Source organism: Sphingosinicella sp. (assembly GCF_052387495.1).
Taxonomy (GTDB): domain Bacteria; phylum Pseudomonadota; class Alphaproteobacteria; order Sphingomonadales; family Sphingomonadaceae; genus Allosphingosinicella.
The window spans coordinates 1-15,166 of sequence record NZ_JBQTJC010000113.1; the positions used below are offsets into that span (position 1 = coordinate 1).

General features: G+C 65.4%; 20 protein-coding genes. 8 read left to right on the forward strand and 12 right to left on the reverse strand.

The genetic code is table 11. The annotated features are described in order from the left end of the window. Both ACT4N8_RS06190 and ACT4N8_RS06195 read left to right on the forward strand, forming a co-directional pair. A partial coding sequence (locus ACT4N8_RS06190; RefSeq protein WP_444857263.1) for a DNA modification methylase occupies positions 1-1,188 on the forward strand: 1,188 nt, incomplete at its 5' end. A 22-nt stretch (positions 1,189-1,210) separates the two neighbouring features. Then, on the forward strand, positions 1,211-1,615 hold the full coding sequence (locus ACT4N8_RS06195; RefSeq protein ID WP_444857264.1) for a DUF5681 domain-containing protein: 405 nt from the start codon (positions 1,211-1,213) through the stop codon (positions 1,613-1,615). Here ACT4N8_RS06195 and ACT4N8_RS06200 read toward each other — a convergent pair. Then, the gene (locus ACT4N8_RS06200; protein ID WP_444857265.1) at positions 1,587-2,519 is read right to left on the reverse strand and encodes a restriction endonuclease; all 933 of its coding nucleotides are present in this window, start codon (positions 2,517-2,519) and stop codon (positions 1,587-1,589) included. The two genes, ACT4N8_RS06195 and ACT4N8_RS06200, sit on opposite strands and share 29 nt — an antisense overlap. 94 nt (positions 2,520-2,613) lie before the next feature. Between ACT4N8_RS06200 and ACT4N8_RS06205 the strand changes: the two genes are divergently transcribed. After that, entirely contained in the window at positions 2,614-2,826 is a 213-nt protein-coding gene (locus ACT4N8_RS06205; protein WP_444857266.1) for a helix-turn-helix domain-containing protein, read from the forward strand. Positions 2,827-2,862: 36 nt separating this feature from the next. Here ACT4N8_RS06205 and ACT4N8_RS06210 read toward each other — a convergent pair whose 3' ends face one another. From ACT4N8_RS06210 to ACT4N8_RS06225, 4 genes are read right to left on the reverse strand one after another with little or no spacing between them, the layout of a single operon-like run. After that, a complete protein-coding gene (locus ACT4N8_RS06210) occupies positions 2,863-4,155 on the reverse strand; it encodes a hypothetical protein (protein WP_444857267.1) in 1,293 nt (430 codons plus the stop codon). After that, on the reverse strand, positions 4,146-4,670 hold the full coding sequence (locus ACT4N8_RS06215) for a hypothetical protein (RefSeq protein WP_444857268.1): 525 nt from the start codon (positions 4,668-4,670) through the stop codon (positions 4,146-4,148). The genes ACT4N8_RS06210 and ACT4N8_RS06215 overlap by 10 nt, the downstream gene beginning before the upstream one ends. Then, positions 4,618-5,091: a DUF7665 family protein gene (locus tag ACT4N8_RS06220; RefSeq protein WP_444857269.1), complete on the reverse strand. Its 474-nt coding sequence runs from the start codon at positions 5,089-5,091 to the stop codon at positions 4,618-4,620. Before ACT4N8_RS06220 ends, ACT4N8_RS06215 begins: the two co-directional genes overlap by 53 nt. Positions 5,092-5,093: 2 nt before the next feature. Next, positions 5,094-5,414 carry a hypothetical protein gene (locus ACT4N8_RS06225; protein ID WP_444857270.1) on the reverse strand — a complete coding sequence of 107 codons (321 nt, stop codon included), beginning with the start codon at positions 5,412-5,414 and terminating at the stop codon, positions 5,094-5,096. A 170-nt stretch (positions 5,415-5,584) separates the two neighbouring features. Here ACT4N8_RS06225 and ACT4N8_RS06230 point away from each other — a divergent pair, with 170 nt between their 5' ends. Together ACT4N8_RS06230 and ACT4N8_RS06235 are read left to right on the forward strand one after the other, a co-directional pair. Continuing rightward, the gene (locus tag ACT4N8_RS06230) at positions 5,585-5,926 is read left to right on the forward strand and encodes a helix-turn-helix transcriptional regulator (protein WP_444857271.1); all 342 of its coding nucleotides are present in this window, start codon (positions 5,585-5,587) and stop codon (positions 5,924-5,926) included. After that, on the forward strand, positions 5,923-6,453 hold the full coding sequence (locus ACT4N8_RS06235; RefSeq protein WP_444857272.1) for an ImmA/IrrE family metallo-endopeptidase: 531 nt from the start codon (positions 5,923-5,925) through the stop codon (positions 6,451-6,453). Before ACT4N8_RS06230 ends, ACT4N8_RS06235 begins: the two co-directional genes overlap by 4 nt. 28 nt (positions 6,454-6,481) lie before the next feature. Here the strand turns inward: ACT4N8_RS06235 and ACT4N8_RS06240 are convergent, their stop codons facing one another. The 4 genes from ACT4N8_RS06240 to ACT4N8_RS06255 all read right to left on the reverse strand — a co-directional run bounded on the left by ACT4N8_RS06240 (position 6,482) and on the right by ACT4N8_RS06255 (position 10,300). Then, positions 6,482-7,888, reverse strand: coding sequence for an exonuclease domain-containing protein (locus tag ACT4N8_RS06240; protein WP_444857273.1), 1,407 nt, complete (start codon positions 7,886-7,888; stop codon positions 6,482-6,484). Positions 7,889-8,623: 735 nt separating this feature from the next. Continuing rightward, the gene (locus ACT4N8_RS06245; RefSeq protein WP_444857274.1) at positions 8,624-9,100 is read right to left on the reverse strand and encodes a hypothetical protein; all 477 of its coding nucleotides are present in this window, start codon (positions 9,098-9,100) and stop codon (positions 8,624-8,626) included. Between the two features lie 56 nt (positions 9,101-9,156). Continuing rightward, positions 9,157-9,852 carry an ImmA/IrrE family metallo-endopeptidase gene (locus ACT4N8_RS06250; RefSeq protein WP_444857275.1) on the reverse strand — a complete coding sequence of 232 codons (696 nt, stop codon included), beginning with the start codon at positions 9,850-9,852 and terminating at the stop codon, positions 9,157-9,159. 136 nt (positions 9,853-9,988) lie between these two features. Next, a complete protein-coding gene (locus tag ACT4N8_RS06255) occupies positions 9,989-10,300 on the reverse strand; it encodes a helix-turn-helix domain-containing protein (RefSeq protein WP_444857276.1) in 312 nt (103 codons plus the stop codon). A 135-nt stretch (positions 10,301-10,435) separates the two neighbouring features. Between ACT4N8_RS06255 and ACT4N8_RS06260 the strand changes: the two genes are divergently transcribed. The 3 genes from ACT4N8_RS06260 to ACT4N8_RS06270 all read left to right on the forward strand — a co-directional run bounded on the left by ACT4N8_RS06260 (position 10,436) and on the right by ACT4N8_RS06270 (position 12,026). Continuing rightward, positions 10,436-10,651, forward strand: a complete 216-nt coding sequence (locus ACT4N8_RS06260) for a hypothetical protein (protein ID WP_444857277.1) — start codon at positions 10,436-10,438, stop codon at positions 10,649-10,651. Positions 10,652-10,701: 50 nt separating this feature from the next. Further along, positions 10,702-10,893: a DUF1508 domain-containing protein gene (locus ACT4N8_RS06265; RefSeq protein ID WP_444857278.1), complete on the forward strand. Its 192-nt coding sequence runs from the start codon at positions 10,702-10,704 to the stop codon at positions 10,891-10,893. Positions 10,894-10,991: 98 nt separating this feature from the next. Further along, positions 10,992-12,026 (forward strand): DUF4238 domain-containing protein, encoded by a 1,035-nt coding sequence (locus tag ACT4N8_RS06270; RefSeq protein ID WP_444857279.1) that lies wholly within the window; start codon positions 10,992-10,994, stop codon positions 12,024-12,026. Positions 12,027-12,423: 397 nt separating this feature from the next. Here ACT4N8_RS06270 and ACT4N8_RS06275 read toward each other — a convergent pair whose 3' ends face one another. Genes ACT4N8_RS06275 through ACT4N8_RS06285 form a run of 3 tightly spaced genes read right to left on the reverse strand, consistent with a single transcriptional unit; the run spans position 12,424 to position 15,084 of the window. After that, positions 12,424-14,157, reverse strand: a complete 1,734-nt coding sequence (locus ACT4N8_RS06275) for a recombinase family protein (protein WP_444857280.1) — start codon at positions 14,155-14,157, stop codon at positions 12,424-12,426. Continuing rightward, positions 14,154-14,567, reverse strand: a complete 414-nt coding sequence (locus ACT4N8_RS06280; RefSeq protein ID WP_444857281.1) for a DUF2924 domain-containing protein — start codon at positions 14,565-14,567, stop codon at positions 14,154-14,156. Before ACT4N8_RS06280 ends, ACT4N8_RS06275 begins: the two co-directional genes overlap by 4 nt. Positions 14,568-14,571: 4 nt before the next feature. Beyond that, positions 14,572-15,084, reverse strand: a complete 513-nt coding sequence (locus ACT4N8_RS06285; protein ID WP_444857282.1) for a DUF3489 domain-containing protein — start codon at positions 15,082-15,084, stop codon at positions 14,572-14,574. Positions 15,085-15,166 lie beyond the last annotated feature (82 nt).

Sequence of the window (15,166 nt, forward strand, 5' to 3'; positions counted from 1 at the left end):
ATCGACCCGCCGATCATCAACAGCGCCAAGGTCATAGTCGATGGTCACCTGCGCTGGGAGGTGGCGCGGGCGCTGGGTCTTGAGATGGTGCCGGTGATCATGATCGAGCATTTGAGCGACGCGGAACTGCGCGCGTTCGCCATCGCGACCAACAAGCTGCCGGCGGTCGCGAACTATGACGTGGCCGCGCTGCGGCTGGAGCTCGAGGAGATCCGCGCCGAGATCCCGAAGCTCGACGTCCGGCTACTGGGCTACACGCCAGCGGAGGTCGATCGGCTCAATGGGGCTTATCTCGCGGGGCTCTATGACGACCTCGACGACGGTGAGGCGGGCCTGGACTCGGCGCCGCCGATATCAGCGCGCGGCAACCTCTATACCCTGGGCGATCACCGCCTAATCTGCGGCGACAGCCTCGATCCCGAGGTCATTGCCAGGCTGATGGGGACGGAGAACGCGCGCTGCTGCTTTACCGATCCGCCCTACGGGGTGAAGATCGAGGGCCACGTCACCAGCTCGGGCCTCCACCCGGAGTTCGCCATGGGTAATGGCGCTACCTCGCGCGAGGAGCTGGCCGCGTTCCTGAGGGCCGCGCTCGCCAATATCGCCACGCACCTTATCGACGGCGGTATCGCGTTCGTCTGTATGGATCACGCTCACCTCGGCGAACTGTTGGCGGCCGGCGAGGCGGCGTTCGACGAGCGGCTCAACCTCTGCGTCTGGGACAAGGGCCAGGGCGGAATGGGCTCGCTCTACCGAAGCCAGCACGAGCTGGTCGTGGTGTTCAAGAAGGGCGCCGCGCCTCACCTCAACAACGTGCTGCTCGGCAAGAACGGCCGGGACCGAACCAACATCTGGTCGTTCCCCGGCATGGGCGGGTTCGGGAAGAGTCGCAGGAAGGCGCGTGAACTTCACCCGACCGTGAAGCCGGTGGCCCTGGTCGCGGAGGCCTTGCTCGACGTCACGGCCCCCGGCGATGTCGTGCTCGACGCCTTTGGGGGCTCGGGCAGTACGCTAATCGCGGCGGAGCGAACCGGGCGCCGAGCGCGCCTCGTCGAATATGAGCCTCGCTATGTCGATCGGACCATCGCGCGCTGGGAGAAGCTCACCGGCCGCAAGGCCGAGCTGATCGAGGCGCTGGCGGACAATGACGCCGGCGCCGAGGACCGGGAGGGCGGCGGCCATGAGTGAATATGCTGATCGGCCCTATGCGGTGGGCAAGGGTAAGCCGCCCCCGGAGCACAAGTTCAAGAAAGGCCAGTCCGGCAACCCCACCGGCAAGAAGAGGCACAAGCGTCGCCAGCCCTTGCGCGAGCAGCTGATCGAGGCCGGCAACCAGGTGGTGCGGGTGCCGACGCCCAAGGGGGTGCGTAAGATGACCAAGAACCGGCTCGGCATCGAACTGCTCTATGACGACTTCCTCCAGGGAACCCGCGCGGAGCGCCTTCGCGCATTCAAGGAGCTGCGCCGGCTCGGCGCGTTCGACACCCTGCCCGAGGATCACAAGCCGTCCCCAGAAGCGAGGAAGAAGTTCTTCGAGCGCCTTGCGGAGGAGGCCCGGCGCGCGGAGGAATGGCAGCCCGGACAGGCTAACTCCGGTCCAGGATCCAAGCCGTAAGCCCGGCACGGGCGGCATGGCGGGCGACGGCGTCGCCCGCCATGAGCTCCAGGCCATTGGGTGGAGTGCGCACAGTTGCGCTCGCGCCGTGATAGACCAGCATCGCGCGGCCGCCGTCGGCATGGAAGGCGAGCCGCGCCGCGCAATCCTCGACGATCTTCTGGCTGACCTCGGACTTCACCTGCACCGCCATCCGCTCGCCGGTCAGGGGCTGTTCCACGACGAGATCGACATCCTTCTGGTGGCCGCCCAGCGCCGAAACCCGGGTCCAGCCGCTACGGGCCAGGATCAAATCCACCAGCTCCTCGAAATCGGCCCAGGACAGTCGCTGGATCAGTACCAGAAGCTTGGCCTCAAGCGCGGCCTGAGCGGCGAGCACGGCGGCGCGGTCGGCATCGGGCTCGGCGTTGATATAGGCGAGGCAGAGCCGCTCCTGATCCGATGTTAGCCGGCAGATGGTGCGGCGATAGGCGGCGAGCTTGGTGAGGCGCGTGCTGAGGCGGTGAAGATCGAGCGGGACGCCGTTCAGGTCGCGGCCGCTCCAGCCGCCTCGCGCGATACGATGCCGGGTGCCTCGCTTGGTCCCATCGCCGCCGGTCCAGCGCACCTCGGGCCCCGCGAAAGCCCACCACATGCGGCCGCGAGCAAAGGTGATCCAGAGCGCGTCGGGGTCACCATCGTAGACCGCCCTGGCCTCGTTGACATAGCCGGTGGCGGTCCCCGCCAAACGGCCCTGTTCGATATAGGCCTTCCTCACCGCCTCCCAATCGCCGCGCAGCGCTTCCTCGTGCGGATCGGCCTTATCGCCCCATTCCAGCGTCCCCTCCTCTAGCGCCACGTTCTCCCAGCGCCCGCCGGCGCCGAGCTTGATGTAGCGAATACGGGTCGGAGCGAGGGGCGCCATGCGCACCGGGTCGCTTCGCCGCCGCGACAAGTCCAGTGAAATGTGACTCATCGGCCGTGGATCGAAAGTCCACGACGTTGCTCTGCTGCGCGCGATGGATGTGCGCAAGCGTCTCGGCAAGAACCTGCGCCGGCTGCGCCAGGAGCGCGGCATCGGCCAGGAGAAGTTCGCGCTCGAGCATGGTATCGACCGAACCTATGTGAGCGGCATCGAGCGCGGGGTACGAAACCCCACCATTACAGTGGTCCAGCGGCTCGCCGATGCTCTTGAGGTGCCGATCGCGGAGCTGTTCGTGGACGGCGAATAATGGCCGATAGCGGACCCACCGCTATAGGAGCCGCGGTCACCTCTCTTGGCTGAGGCGCAAGATCCCGCGTCCGGTCACTCTGGTCGCTTGCGCCGTCCGCGCCTCATCCCTCCAAAGTCGCCGGACCTCATTTCTCGGAACGTTGGCGCCGCTCACGATCGCGACCGCCCGCGCGACCGTCACGGCGCCGGCGATGGCGCTAACGAACGGCGCCGCAACCGCCACCCCGTGCACCTCGGCCGCGCCACAATCGTCCAGCCCCAGAAGCGCCTCATAATCCTGAGGCGGAGCCTCGGCCCGCGGCGCCACGTCGCGGAAATGAGCCGTCGCCGAATATTGCGGGTCGAAGATCGTCACACGATAGCTGTCGAAGTCCGAATGCTTCCGCCCGAGGCCGGCATCGATCACGGCATCGAACCCGCAGCCGTCAAGGTGCTTTCGCGCCTCGGCGCTGTCGAAGCCGCAAATCGCCAGGACCGGGTCGCCGTCCTGCACCCGCTGACGCTCATCCAGCCAGCGATCCACGCGCCGCGCGTCGAAACCTCTGGCCTTAGCCCAATCCTCCCCGACCGAAGTCTTATAAGCGCCATAGACCTCAGACCGAACCAGCACCGACGTTCCCCAATTCTCGGGGCTGATCTGATCGCGGTCCTGCAGGACGACCTTCACGGCGTCCGGGTCAGGGTAAGGCAACGCAGCGAGCGCCCACAAAATGGCCTGCCCGAGATTGCCGAGGCCGAGCAGCCAGAGCGCGCCTGGCAGGAAAACCGACCCGAACGCGGGCGGGGGGCCGTCGCTTCCGGGCCACAGATCGAACATCGAGTTGAGCGGATAATCGCGCTTGCTGGCGGGCGCGAAGGCCCGCGCGACACTGGCCGCGCCAGCCACGATGCCGGCGAGCGGGTTATCGCCATCGCCACACACCCGAGGCGCGGCACTCGCGCCTGCCTTCCAGCTGTCCCACCAGGCATGAACGTCGCCGGCGCGGCCGGAACCCACTTCACCGATCAGGATCCTGGCAGACGGGTCATGATCAAGCTGCTGGGCGCCAAGGACGGTAATCGCTTCTTGGACGGACGCGCCAAGAGGCAGCCGGGACTGTAGAGCCGCGTCCTCAGCGAGCCTGACGCTGACGCCGCCGACGAAGCTGCGAACGCCGCTGGCGACGGCCGTCAGGATGGCGCTGTGGCCAGCGACGTTGTCGACGCCGGCGCCGACCACGATCTCAAGGGTCAGGGCGCGAAGCCGCGCCTCGGCCGCGGCCTGATCGATCCCCTCGGCATCGATCAGCAGCTTCGCCAAGCGGGAGATTTCGCCGTTCAGAGCCATGCGTACCACCCCATGTGAAAAGGCGGAAACCACCGCTCGCTTTCATCGCGCCAGCGCCGATTCCCCAAATAGCGGTGAACCCCGATTGCGCCGGGCAGGTTGGACCCTTCAGCAAAATTGGGGAGGATGAGCGCGAGATGATCGGCTTCGGGGATGATGGGGTTGGCCTTGTCTGAGGCGCTCTGGCGGTAGCAGCCGGGATGGACGTGGACGTCCGCCACCACCTCCAGCTTTTCTTCCCGGCAGATCTTCCAGAGGTCGCCGAGCAGCCGGCCGTTGATCAGGACGATGCCGGTGTCCAGCGCGTTGGGGTCGATGTCGTCATAATAGACGAAGCGATGGATCCGGCGCGGCGAGCCCTTCTCGCCGAGCAGGAACGCGCCGCTTTCTCGGTGGCCGCCGAGCGTCCGCCGGGCGAGCTCGGCGACACCATCCTCCCAGATCGCGGGCTCGCAGATCAGCTCAGGCCGCCGCCCCAGCAGCGAGCGGGCGAGCGTTGCTGACCAATATCCCATGGAGATCCTCGAAAATGAAGGTGAGGTCGCGCGACGCATTCCAGGCGAGATGCGGCTTGGTCGCGGCATTGTTGCTGTGCGGGCCGGTCTGGCGGTCCCAAGGCCGGTAAACCGTACCCTTCCCCCAGATCTTGAAGGTCTGCGTGGTCCGCTGGCCGCCTTGCGGCCGCTCCGCGCCGACGGGCTGCCGGTCATTCTCCAAGTCCCAGAGTTTGACCTCGGGCGCGACCGCCGGATAGTTGGTCAGGTCCGCGCGAAATCCACATTCGGTCGGGGTGCCGTTCGGCTTGATTGCGGCGATCTTGAAGTCGAGGCGGGGGTAAGCGAACGCCACCACCCGCCATCGACCTTCGCGGCAACCGGCCTGAAAGGCCTCGCAATCCAGGTCGGCCTGGATCAGCGCGACAGCGGGATCCTCCACGATCAGCAGACCCCGTTGGCGATGTCGCCGCGGACGAGATCCAGCGTCAGCGTGGCGTCGCCCTTGACCAGCGAGGCGATCGGCTTCGACCCCGGCAGCTCCTCCTTGGTCCCGGCGACGACCAACTCCAGCTCGGTCGCGACCGAATCGTCGATCGCGAACGCGCCGATCGCCCAGGCAAGCACGTCGGACACCTTGGCGCCGCGCGGGAAGGCGTGCGTCTTGTTCGCCGCCTGATAGTTGACGGTGACGTCGACGGTCGAGTTACCCGGCCCGTCCTTGTCGCTTTTGCCGCCGTCCGGCTTGTCCTTCTCTTCTTTCATCTTCGACCTCCGTCTTTGGGGGGCGGGCGACTCACCCGTCCGCCGATGCCCAAATGAGTGCGGGTCGTCGAAATGTCAAATCCTGATCGCAAAAATATTTGACGCGTGATTATAGTACACATTTGTGATTGTTGTTGACGTCGCAGGCGAAGTGGATTCTATGCGGGGGCGTGGATGACGGCCTTTACCCAGCGCTGGGCGAGCGAATGGCGCGGCTGCGCCGAGACCTCAAAATCACGCAGGAGGCATTGGCAGGGCGTGTCGGCATGTCGCGCGCAACGATCGCCAGCATTGAAGCAGGGCGGCAGCGGGTCACGCTGGACCAGGCCTATCAACTCGCCTCGGCGCTTGAGCTCGACAGCCTCGCCGAGTTGGTTCCGCTCGACGTCAAGCGCTACGAACCTATTCATGCCGCGATGGAGAAGGGCCTCAACCCAATCCAGGTCTCGCAAATCCAAGAGATACTGAGAAGCGGCCTCGCCCGGGCGAACGCCACCAGGAAGCGGTCGTGACAGCTGACATTGCCCGCGCCCGTCGGGAGGCCGCGGCGCTCATCGCGCAGAACGAGATCGTCGCCGCTCCCGTCCCGGTCGAGCGTATCGCGCGAAGAATGGGCGCTCAGATCCGCTACGCGCCGCTCGACGGCGATCTTTCGGGCATGGCGACGATTACCTCCGGCGTTTGCATCATCGGGGTCAATTCCCTGCACCCGCCGCATCGCCAGCGCTTCACCCTTGCCCATGAGCTTGGCCATCTCCAGTTGCACCGCGACATATTGGAAGACCAAGTGCATCTCGATCGCGGCTCCTTGAGGCGCGATTGGCTTTCTTCCCAAGGGGTCGATGACCATGAGATGGAAGCAAATGCATTCGCTTCAGAACTCCTTATCCCGACCGAAATTCTTGCAGGCACGCTGGGCGGGCGTGCGATCGATTTCGAGGACGAAGATGAAGTGGGCGTCCTCGCGCGCAAGTTCCGGGTTAGTCCGGCGGCGATGCGCTACCGGCTCATACGGGCCAGCAGCGTCAACTGGGGCTGACGGCCGGGCCGTCAGGCGGCGTTCGGTTTCAGGCGCGAGACCGACCCTCGGCGATCCTTTGGACGAGATGCTCGCGCAGCCCAGTCAGCGCCGCTTCTTCATCCGCCTCGCAGCCGGCGAGAAGCATGGAGGTCTCGGCAAGGGCGCCAGGTAGGCTGGTCCATTTGCCCTTGGGCGCGCCTTCCGTCAGCAGCCTCTCCCACATCAAATCCTCGATCTCCCGGCGATGCTCCGGTAAAAGCAGCTCGGGACGCAGCTCGTGGATCAGGCGCCGGCCATGATAGCGAAGCCGCGCATCCTCCAGCTGCTCGACCAGGACGGCGCGCTCGGGCCAGTCCGCTTCGTGAAACCGCTCCATCAGCGCCTGGTCGGAGCCAGGCGCGAATCCACCAGAATAAAGCTGCTCCTCCACATGGGGAGAATCCTCATATTCCTGCGCCGCAGCGGCAACGGCGGCGACCAGCCGGTCGCGAAGCGCCTCATCGCCGCGGAGGCGCGCCGCCCGCGCTGAAATGGTTCCAAGGTCGAGCGGCCCAAGCATCTCCGCGGGCACCTCATCGGCGGCGGCTAACGTCGGCGCGGCGTTGGTCTTTATCCGCCGGACCGGCTTCGGGCTTCGGGAAACCCATGTCTCCAGCTGGCCAGGCGTCAGCGAGGCTACCCAGTCCAGGTCGTTTTTGAGATCAAGCGCCAGGACAGCGACCGGATTTCCGGGGTCAGTGCCGAACGCGGAGACGACATGTTGATAGGGCTTCTTGCCGTAGAATTCGGTGACGACGACCGCCTCCTCCTCGTCGAGGAAGGCGGCCACCGACGATTTCGTCGCGAACCGGAGGAAGCGGCTCCAGACCTCCGGCGCTCGGTCGCGCACACAGCGCGCAAGGTGCAGGGTGGCGAGGACGTCGCCCATTGCATCATGGGCTTGGGCATGATCATGTCCGTTCAGCGGCGCCAGCCTGTCGAGCTTGAACGTGGGCTTGCCGTCGTCCCCGACCGGAACCTGCAGGCATTCGGGCGCGAAGACTGAGGCGCCTTGGACCAAGGTCAGGGCGTCGGCGCGGGAATTGCCCTCGGTATTGGTCAAATAAGGGGAATGAAGCGTCCGAAACAGCGCCTTTCGAAGCAACTCCTCGTCATAGCGCAGGCTGTTATAGCCGATGAACACTACCGGCGCCCAGGTTAGCAGCTTGGCGCGGATCTGCCGGATCATCTCATAATGGCAGGGCAAGGCAGGATCGGTCAGCCGGTCGATCGTCATGCGCGTAACGCGCAAGGCGCCAGGTCCCGGAACGACGTGCGGATGAAGCCTGCACCTCAGCTCCAACCGATCCGTCTCGTTGAGATTGTCATCGGTTCTTATGGCTGCAAATTGCAGGATCTGATCGAAGTTGGTCGAAAGCCCGGTCGTTTCGGTATCCCAAAAGACGAATGCCATTAGCGCCGACCTTTCATCGCCCGCTTCGTCTATCTACTGCGAGGCGCAGAGTCCGAAAGAACATCCCAAATCGTCGGGGGTCAAGACATAAGCCAACTTGGCCAAACCGCTGCGCCGCACGTTCAACAGCTTCCGCCAGCGTCCGCTTTTGGAAATGTCCGAGCGGAAGTCGAACGGCGGAGATGGGCGCAAACTGGTCGTTCGGGACCCGGGGCACACCAATGTCAGCTTTGCGCCCATTGTTGCCCTTCAACTATCGGGCCACGAATCCTGAAAGCTGCCATTGCCCGCGCCGAGGTCGTGCGTGCGCGCCGGTCACGTTGATTGAGGCCGCGTTCCGTTACGCCGGGAGCAGCCCGGGACCAAAGCTCAGGAAGCCGGTCGTTGTCCGGGCAGTGCCGACGATGGTCTCACTCTATTTCCCTCGCGAAGATCGACTCCTCCCAATCCTACGGAGCGCGGCGGTAGTTCTCGCGCTAGATGTCGGCGCAGGCCTCCTCAATCGCCAAGTCGCACGCCGCGGCGAACTTCGGGTCCCGGCGCCGGACTCGACGAACGTGGTTGCGGGCGCCGTGTGCTGTGCGGGGACGCGGCGCGGGCGGCCCGCATGAGCACGCTGTGGCAGGCGAGCTCGGCGAGGAATGTCGCCATGCGCTGATCCGAGTGAGGAACACCGTTCGGCATACCGCCGGCGATAGATGGCGACCGTCCCGATCCCTACAGTCGTGGCTTGACCTATCCTCGTGATGCGTTCTCGTCAGCCGCTCGTTTCAGGAGGTCCCACGCGTCCCGGTATTGTTCGAGCCAACCCGGCCCATGGGTCTCTCCCATACCCTCCTTGCTGTAGTCAGGCAGGAGCCGCCGCATTTCGCCGTCCTTGTGCGGTCGACCGCCTCGCCCCGGCCGCGCAAGCCACGCCCGATGCGATTGGTGCAGAGTGTCGGCGACGACCATGCTCGGAATGACAAATGCGTCCGGCAAGCGAGAAGCATCGGCCGGGAAGGAGAGGAATACGTAGAACAGGCTCGCGCCCCGGATTCCTTCGTGCTTCGCCTTCATGTGCCAGCCGCCGTCGGTCCCGAGCTCGCGCCGCGTTTTCACCTGAATGGCGCAGGCCCGGTCGCCAATGTCGTCCGTCACGACGATGTCGGCCGTCGGCACCCCGACCGGCGCGAGGGCAGCAATGAAGCCGCGCCGCAGCAACTGGGACATCACGTAGTGCTCGCCAGCGGCACCGAGGAGAGAGGACGGAGACATGGTATAACTCGCTATCGAGAGGCGGCGGTAAAGCGGTCGAAAGCGTCCTCGGTCGGCTCGTCCTCCCATCCCTCGGGCATCATCCCAAAGTCCTCGAAGACGAGCAGGGAGATCGTCATCTCGTAATGGTCGGCGAAAATGGCGACCTCGTGCGTCGGACGGCTCCACCATACGCCCGGCGCGTGGTCTATACTCCCCACCGTGGCGTCCCCTCCTGCGGCGACCGATCCCGCAGGCAACTCCATGCCGGGCGGGAAGAAGATGCGTGCGCGCTCGGCTGCTGCGTTTCGGCGGAACCATTGGACGAAACCGTTTGTGGCGACGACGACCGCCGCACATCGGCTGGCGCTCTCCAACCACTTCAGTGCGGCGGCGGTGAGCGACACGTCGTAGCGATCCGCGCAGTGCCGCAGCAGGGCGAGGTCCATCTTCTGGCTGCCGACCTGAGCGCGGAAGTCGTCCAGCGGCATCAGGAGATACGACGCGAAACGGTCGGCCTCCCGCTCCTGATCTCGCGTGCCGCCAAGCACATCCGACTCCCCGCACTGGAAGCCCCCGGGGCTTTGCTGGCGGTGGCATAGGTAGTGCCCAAATTCGTGTCCGAGGGTGTAATTGATGCGTCCGGGCGAGTGGACTGCCGGGTTGTAGAGGATTGCCCAACCGCCCCGCTTACGGAGCGGGCCGAGCGCGCCCTCGAAGCCGGGCATCTCGGCCGCCCTTATCTCAAGGATCGGGTCGCTGAACCGCGTCGAGTACTCGGATGCAATCTGCCGGACGTCCACCGGGAACCGCGGTCCCCACATGGCGACGAGGGCGTTCGCCCAAGCGCAAGGCGTCGTCGGGTCAGTCCTCATCGTCCAATGCATCGAAGATGCGACGGAGCCTATTCTTGACGAGCGGGTCCGCCTTCTGGAACCTCTGGAAGAAGGCGGTGTCCTCCACGTCTTCAGACGGTTGCGTCTGGGACGCGTCCATCAAGAAGGCGGCCGTAACGCCGAGGGCGCTGGCGATCTTGTCCAGCTTCTCTGCGGAGGGACGGGCCACGTCTTTGTTCTCGATCTCCCACATGTAGCTCTTCGAACTCTCCGTCGCCTGCGCCAACTGGTCGAGCGTTAGCCCCTTCGCGCGCCGGAGCTCGTTGATCTTGATCCCCAATTGCGACGGCATCTGTCCTCCAATTTGGATGTTTCGTTCGGTCCTAACCTGACTCCGAGTGCTTGACAACCGAACTCGCGATGCCCATACACAGCGTATGGCAGTTACGAACCTACCTATCGAGGAGAAGTGGGTATGAGCAAGGGTAAGAGCGGCGGCTCCTACAGGAGCGCGATCAGCGGGCGGTACGTCACCACTGCCCACGGCAAGGCGAGCCCGCGCACCACGGTGCGCGAGTCGAGCGGCAAGAGCGGCGGCACCGGGGGCGCCTATCGCAGCGCCATCTCGGGGCGCTTCGTGACGGCCGCGCACGGCAAGCGAAGCCCGGGGACCACCACACACGAGAAGTAGTCGGGCTGCGCCGCCGGGTGGGGCGGCGCAGCCATTCTGGGAGAGCTAAAATGGCGGACGTCACCTACCCCTGCTACATCGAGCGCAAGGACAACGGCGGCTATTGGTACTGGGTCTATTACGCGGTGAACGGCAAGGCCATCGCGAGGAGCAGCGAGAGCTACGTGAATCGGTCCGACTGCACCCACTCGATCAATCTGGTGCAGGGCTCCTCCAGCCACCCGATCTTCTACTACGACTAGCCCCTCGTCGGGGCGCACCTCAGGGACGGCCACACTCATCGCCCACCGTTCGCGGCCAAGCCCTTTGCGCCGTCCCCTCCTCGGACCTATTCTGAGCCATGGCCGCACAGAACCAGCACTATGTCCCGAAATTCGTGCTTCGCGGGTTCGTGTTCGACGAGGCGAACGAGCGCGTCCACGTTTACGACAAGCACGAGGACAAGGTGTTCTCGACCGCAATCAAGAACATCATGGCGGAGCGCCGCTTCAATGAGTTCGACCTGAGCGACGAGTATCGGGCTTCCTTTGAGCCCGTCGCGTGCGCAGCCGAGGACCAGGTGCTCCCAGCATTTCGCGAGGTTGTGGAGCAGCGGCGGCTCAGCGGACAGCCGGAGCAAAAAGCCGCGCTCGCCCTCATGATCGCGTTCCAATTTCTGCGGACGAAAGCTCACCGGGATCGCTGGCAAGCGGTCGAGGAGTCGCTTGTGCGCATGGTGGAGGCCGAGGGCGGCCGGATGCAGGACATACAGGGCTGGGAGGATTGGGAGCCCGCAACCGAGAATAGCGTGAAACGGGAACACCTGGCCACCATGCAGCGCGGGCTCACGGAGTTCGCGCAGATCATCGCCACGAAAGACCTCGTGCTTTCGGAGCCTGCGCCGGGGACGAGCTTCTATATCGGTGACAACGCTGTCGCGCTCTCGAACAGTCGGGACTTCGGGCCGTACGGGAATCTCGGCATCGCCCTGCCCGGCATCGAGATTTACATGCCGCTGGCGGCCGACTTGATGCTGTGCGCGTGGTGTCCCTCGCTGCTCGAATCGCTCAGGGAGGATCACAACGCGGCCAAGGTGGCCCGCCGCAGCGATTTGCTTGGGAGGGTCCGGGCAGGTCAGCTCTCGCCCGCCGACATGAAGGCGATGCTTGAGCGGATCGCGCGGCTCGAACATTTCAATGACGACCTGTTGGCGCTGACCTCGGAAGGGAGGCCGGTCCCGTCCGACCCCAAGAATATGGAGTACTACAATTCGCTGCAAACGAATTGGGCCTATCGCTACGTGATCAACCGCGAGAGGGACTTCACGTTCGCTCGTGAGGTGAACAGCGCCAATCCCGAACTTCGGAGGGGCCACCGACTGACGACTAACCACTAGCTAGCGTTCCGGACTGCTGCCCCGGCGAGCGCCCGTTGGAAGCGCCAGTAACCCATGGCCCAGTGGGGTCGACCCAGCCTACCGAGGCCAAAATCCGCCCTTGCTCGCCGGCTTCGCGTCCGCTCGCTGCAAATTCCTCGCGAAGGCTGCCCGTCCGCAATCGGCCAGCTCCTGACGTCAGCAAAGCGAGGTCAGCCGTCCAGAAGCGAAGCCGCGGCCGCCAGCAACGTCTCGGCATTCCGATTGGCTGACCGCACCTCGATCACCCTCTGCCTCAACTCCCTGACCGACGATCTCCCGACCAGAACAGCCTGCGCGCTCGCATCCTCAAGCAGCATACCTGCCTGGGTAGATAGCCCCCTGGCCAAGGCCAGTCGGTCAGGATCGACGCCGTCGGTCACGAGACCGACACAGGCGTGGAACCGACCTGAAGTCCATATCCAGCTTCATAGCCGGAGCCCCGCCTCCCGCCGCCGTGGTCGGGCAGCAGCCGCGCCACCTGATCGGCCCATGATGGCTCGATCCCGCCCGCCGCGGAGATCACTCTCGCACCGACGCCTGCCCGGGCGATGCCGGTGATGATCGCATCGACGACGGCGGGCGCGAGGAACGTGAGCCGCACGATCCGGCACATATAGGAACGGGTCACGCCTTCGCGCCGCGCGAGGTCGGCGATCGTGATCTGCTCGGTGCGCAGGATCTTCCACCAGCGCCGGGCCTTTAGCAGGAGCCTAGTCGCTGTGGGAGAAGTATTGGCGGCCACTGTTGCTCCACTGTCCTGCACCAGCCGGAGCGCGAGCCCGGAGCGCTGCAGCCGAACCCCGGAGGTGAGCACGACGGGGGTGTCGGGAGTTACTTCAGCGTCCGGCATGATCCTTCGGGCGAGCGCGGCCCCGTCGCATGTCACCCGGATGCGGGTATCGGCGACCTCAACCCGCGCCACCAACTCCTGCAGCAACTGCTGGTCCCGTGCGCGCGCGGCCGCCGCCAGCGCGGCTGCCCGCTCGAACAGCGCCGGCAGGATGGTTGCCGATGGATCGATTTCGAGCCGGGCGAGAAGCGCCATCGGATCCTCCAGCGCCGTCGCGATGCATGCAGCTACGGCCTGCTCAAGCTCGATTGCGGGGATGCGAACCGCGGGGCCTTGATCAGCTGCCCGCTCGGGCGGGGACACATAATAGCGATATCGCCGGCTTCCCTTGCTCGCATGCGAGGCAACCAGCGCACTGCCGTCCGCGTCATACACCTTGCCGGCAAGCGGGCTTGGATTGGCGATCGGGGCGCCGCGACGCTCACCCTGCCGCTGCGCGGTCATCCGTGCCTGCACAGCTTCCCATTGCTCGCGATCGACGATCGCCTCGTGCCTGCCGGGATAGACCTTGCCGCCATGGCCGATGTCACCGACGAAGAGCGGCGAGCGTAGGATGGCATAGAGCTGGCCACGGCTGAACAGGCCCCCGCCGATCGTGCGTCCGTTGGCAAGGGTGCGCTCGGGAATTCGGGTTCGAGTCCTTGCCAGCTCCTGTGCCAGCAGACGCACGTTGCCCACAGCAAGATAGCGTTCGTAGATCCGCCGCACGAGCGTTGCCTGCTCGGGGATGATCCGAAGCGATCGGCCATCGGGCGCATAGCCAAGCGGCGGCACCCCGCCCATCCACATGCCCTTCGCCTTGGAGGCAGCGATCTTGTCGCGGATCCGCTCGGCGGTGACCTCGCGCTCGAACTGCGCGAACGACAGGAGCATGTTCAAGGTCAGCCGGCCCATGCTGTTCGTGGTGTTGAACGACTGGGTGACCGAGACGAACGAGACCCCTGCTGAATCGAACGCCTCGACCAGCTTCGAGAAATCCAGCAGCGAGCGGGTCAGGCGGTCGACCTTGTAGACGACGACGATATCGATCTTCTGCGCGGCGATGTCGGCCAGCAGACGCCGAAGCGCGGGACGCTCGAGCGTTCCTCCCGATATCCCGCCATCGTCATAGACCTCGGACAGAGCGGTCCAGCCCTCGCTCGCCTGACTCAGCACATAGGCGGCGCAGGCCTCGCGCTGAGCATCGAGCGAGTTGAAATCCTGTTCCAGACCCTCCTCGGATGATTTGCGGGTATAGATCGCGCAGCGCACAGTCTTCATGCCGCACACCTCTTCTTCAGTCCGAAGAAGGCCGGGCCCGACCAGCGCGTGCCGGTGATCTCGCGGGCGACCTCGCTTAAGGAGCGCCACTCGCGCCCGTTCCAGCGGATGACATTGTCCTCGCCGACCTCGACCACATGGGTCCGGCCGTTCCACTCGCGCACCAGCCGCATGCCCGGCCTGGCCGGGCTGGTGCTGGTCTTCGCACGCGCGAGCTGGTCGAGGGTCTGCTGTGTCCTGCGCGACAGGCCGCCCCAAGCCTCGGCCTGGATCTCCCAGGCCAGAGCGAGGCGCAGGAGGTTGGGACTGATTCTGGGGACGGGCGAGCGGGTCAGGCGCTGCCATTCGGCTCGGAGCTGCGCTGACGACATTGTCGCCAGCGCAGCCAGTCGGTCATCGACAGAGACCATCGGATCAGGCCTCAACGATGCGATAGCAGGTCGCATCGTCCCGCTTAGTCTTGTCGATGACGTGGCCTTTCTTCCTGAGCCCGGTCAGCGCGGCGCGCGTGGTGTGGGGGAGCCAGTTAGTCGCCTCGATGAGCTCGGCGAGGGTGGCGCCCTCACCGCGCTGGAGCAGGCTGACGACCAGCGCGCTCTTTGATTGACGCGGCGGGCTGGAGGCGGACGCCGGTGCCGAGTTGCTCTTGTCCGCCTCAGGACCGCCGACGGGCTCGACGTTGATCGCGGTGCGGCCGGCGTCGGTGATGAAGAGGCCGTAGCGCAGGTCGCCGTCGGTGCGGTGGACGATGGCGGCGTCGGAGACCTCGGTCTCGATGGCGAAGCCGCGTCTGATCAGCGAGGCGATCGCCTTTTTCACGCGATCCGCGGCGTTGGCGAGTGAGTCCGGCGCGGGCAGCAGGCTGCCATTGTCGCGGGCCGCGGCGGCGGCGAGCAGGATCGACTGGATGTCGCTGAACTTGGTCATGGTGGTGGTGCTCCTAATCGGAGCGACTTGAGTGTCGCTCCCACCACCGGATGCCCGCTCCGTCAGCGCGGTCGGGCGGCGC

Coding starts and splice junctions, on each gene's coding strand:
- ACT4N8_RS06200 (WP_444857265.1), bottom strand. CDS start 2,519: ATGGCGCCCCTCGCTCCGACCCGTATTCGCTACATCAAGCTCGGCGCC.
- ACT4N8_RS06205 (WP_444857266.1), top strand. CDS start 2,614: ATGGATGTGCGCAAGCGTCTCGGCAAGAACCTGCGCCGGCTGCGCCAG.
- ACT4N8_RS06210 (WP_444857267.1), bottom strand. CDS start 4,155: ATGGCTCTGAACGGCGAAATCTCCCGCTTGGCGAAGCTGCTGATCGAT.
- ACT4N8_RS06215 (WP_444857268.1), bottom strand. CDS start 4,670: ATGGGATATTGGTCAGCAACGCTCGCCCGCTCGCTGCTGGGGCGGCGG.
- ACT4N8_RS06225 (WP_444857270.1), bottom strand. CDS start 5,414: ATGAAAGAAGAGAAGGACAAGCCGGACGGCGGCAAAAGCGACAAGGAC.
- ACT4N8_RS06240 (WP_444857273.1), bottom strand. CDS start 7,888: ATGGCATTCGTCTTTTGGGATACCGAAACGACCGGGCTTTCGACCAAC.
- ACT4N8_RS06245 (WP_444857274.1), bottom strand. CDS start 9,100: ATGTCCCAGTTGCTGCGGCGCGGCTTCATTGCTGCCCTCGCGCCGGTC.
- ACT4N8_RS06250 (WP_444857275.1), bottom strand. CDS start 9,852: ATGCCCGGCTTCGAGGGCGCGCTCGGCCCGCTCCGTAAGCGGGGCGGT.
- ACT4N8_RS06260 (WP_444857277.1), top strand. CDS start 10,436: ATGAGCAAGGGTAAGAGCGGCGGCTCCTACAGGAGCGCGATCAGCGGG.
- ACT4N8_RS06265 (WP_444857278.1), top strand. CDS start 10,702: ATGGCGGACGTCACCTACCCCTGCTACATCGAGCGCAAGGACAACGGC.
- ACT4N8_RS06270 (WP_444857279.1), top strand. CDS start 10,992: ATGGCCGCACAGAACCAGCACTATGTCCCGAAATTCGTGCTTCGCGGG.
- ACT4N8_RS06275 (WP_444857280.1), bottom strand. CDS start 14,157: ATGAAGACTGTGCGCTGCGCGATCTATACCCGCAAATCATCCGAGGAG.
- ACT4N8_RS06280 (WP_444857281.1), bottom strand. CDS start 14,567: ATGGTCTCTGTCGATGACCGACTGGCTGCGCTGGCGACAATGTCGTCA.
- ACT4N8_RS06285 (WP_444857282.1), bottom strand. CDS start 15,084: ATGACCAAGTTCAGCGACATCCAGTCGATCCTGCTCGCCGCCGCCGCG.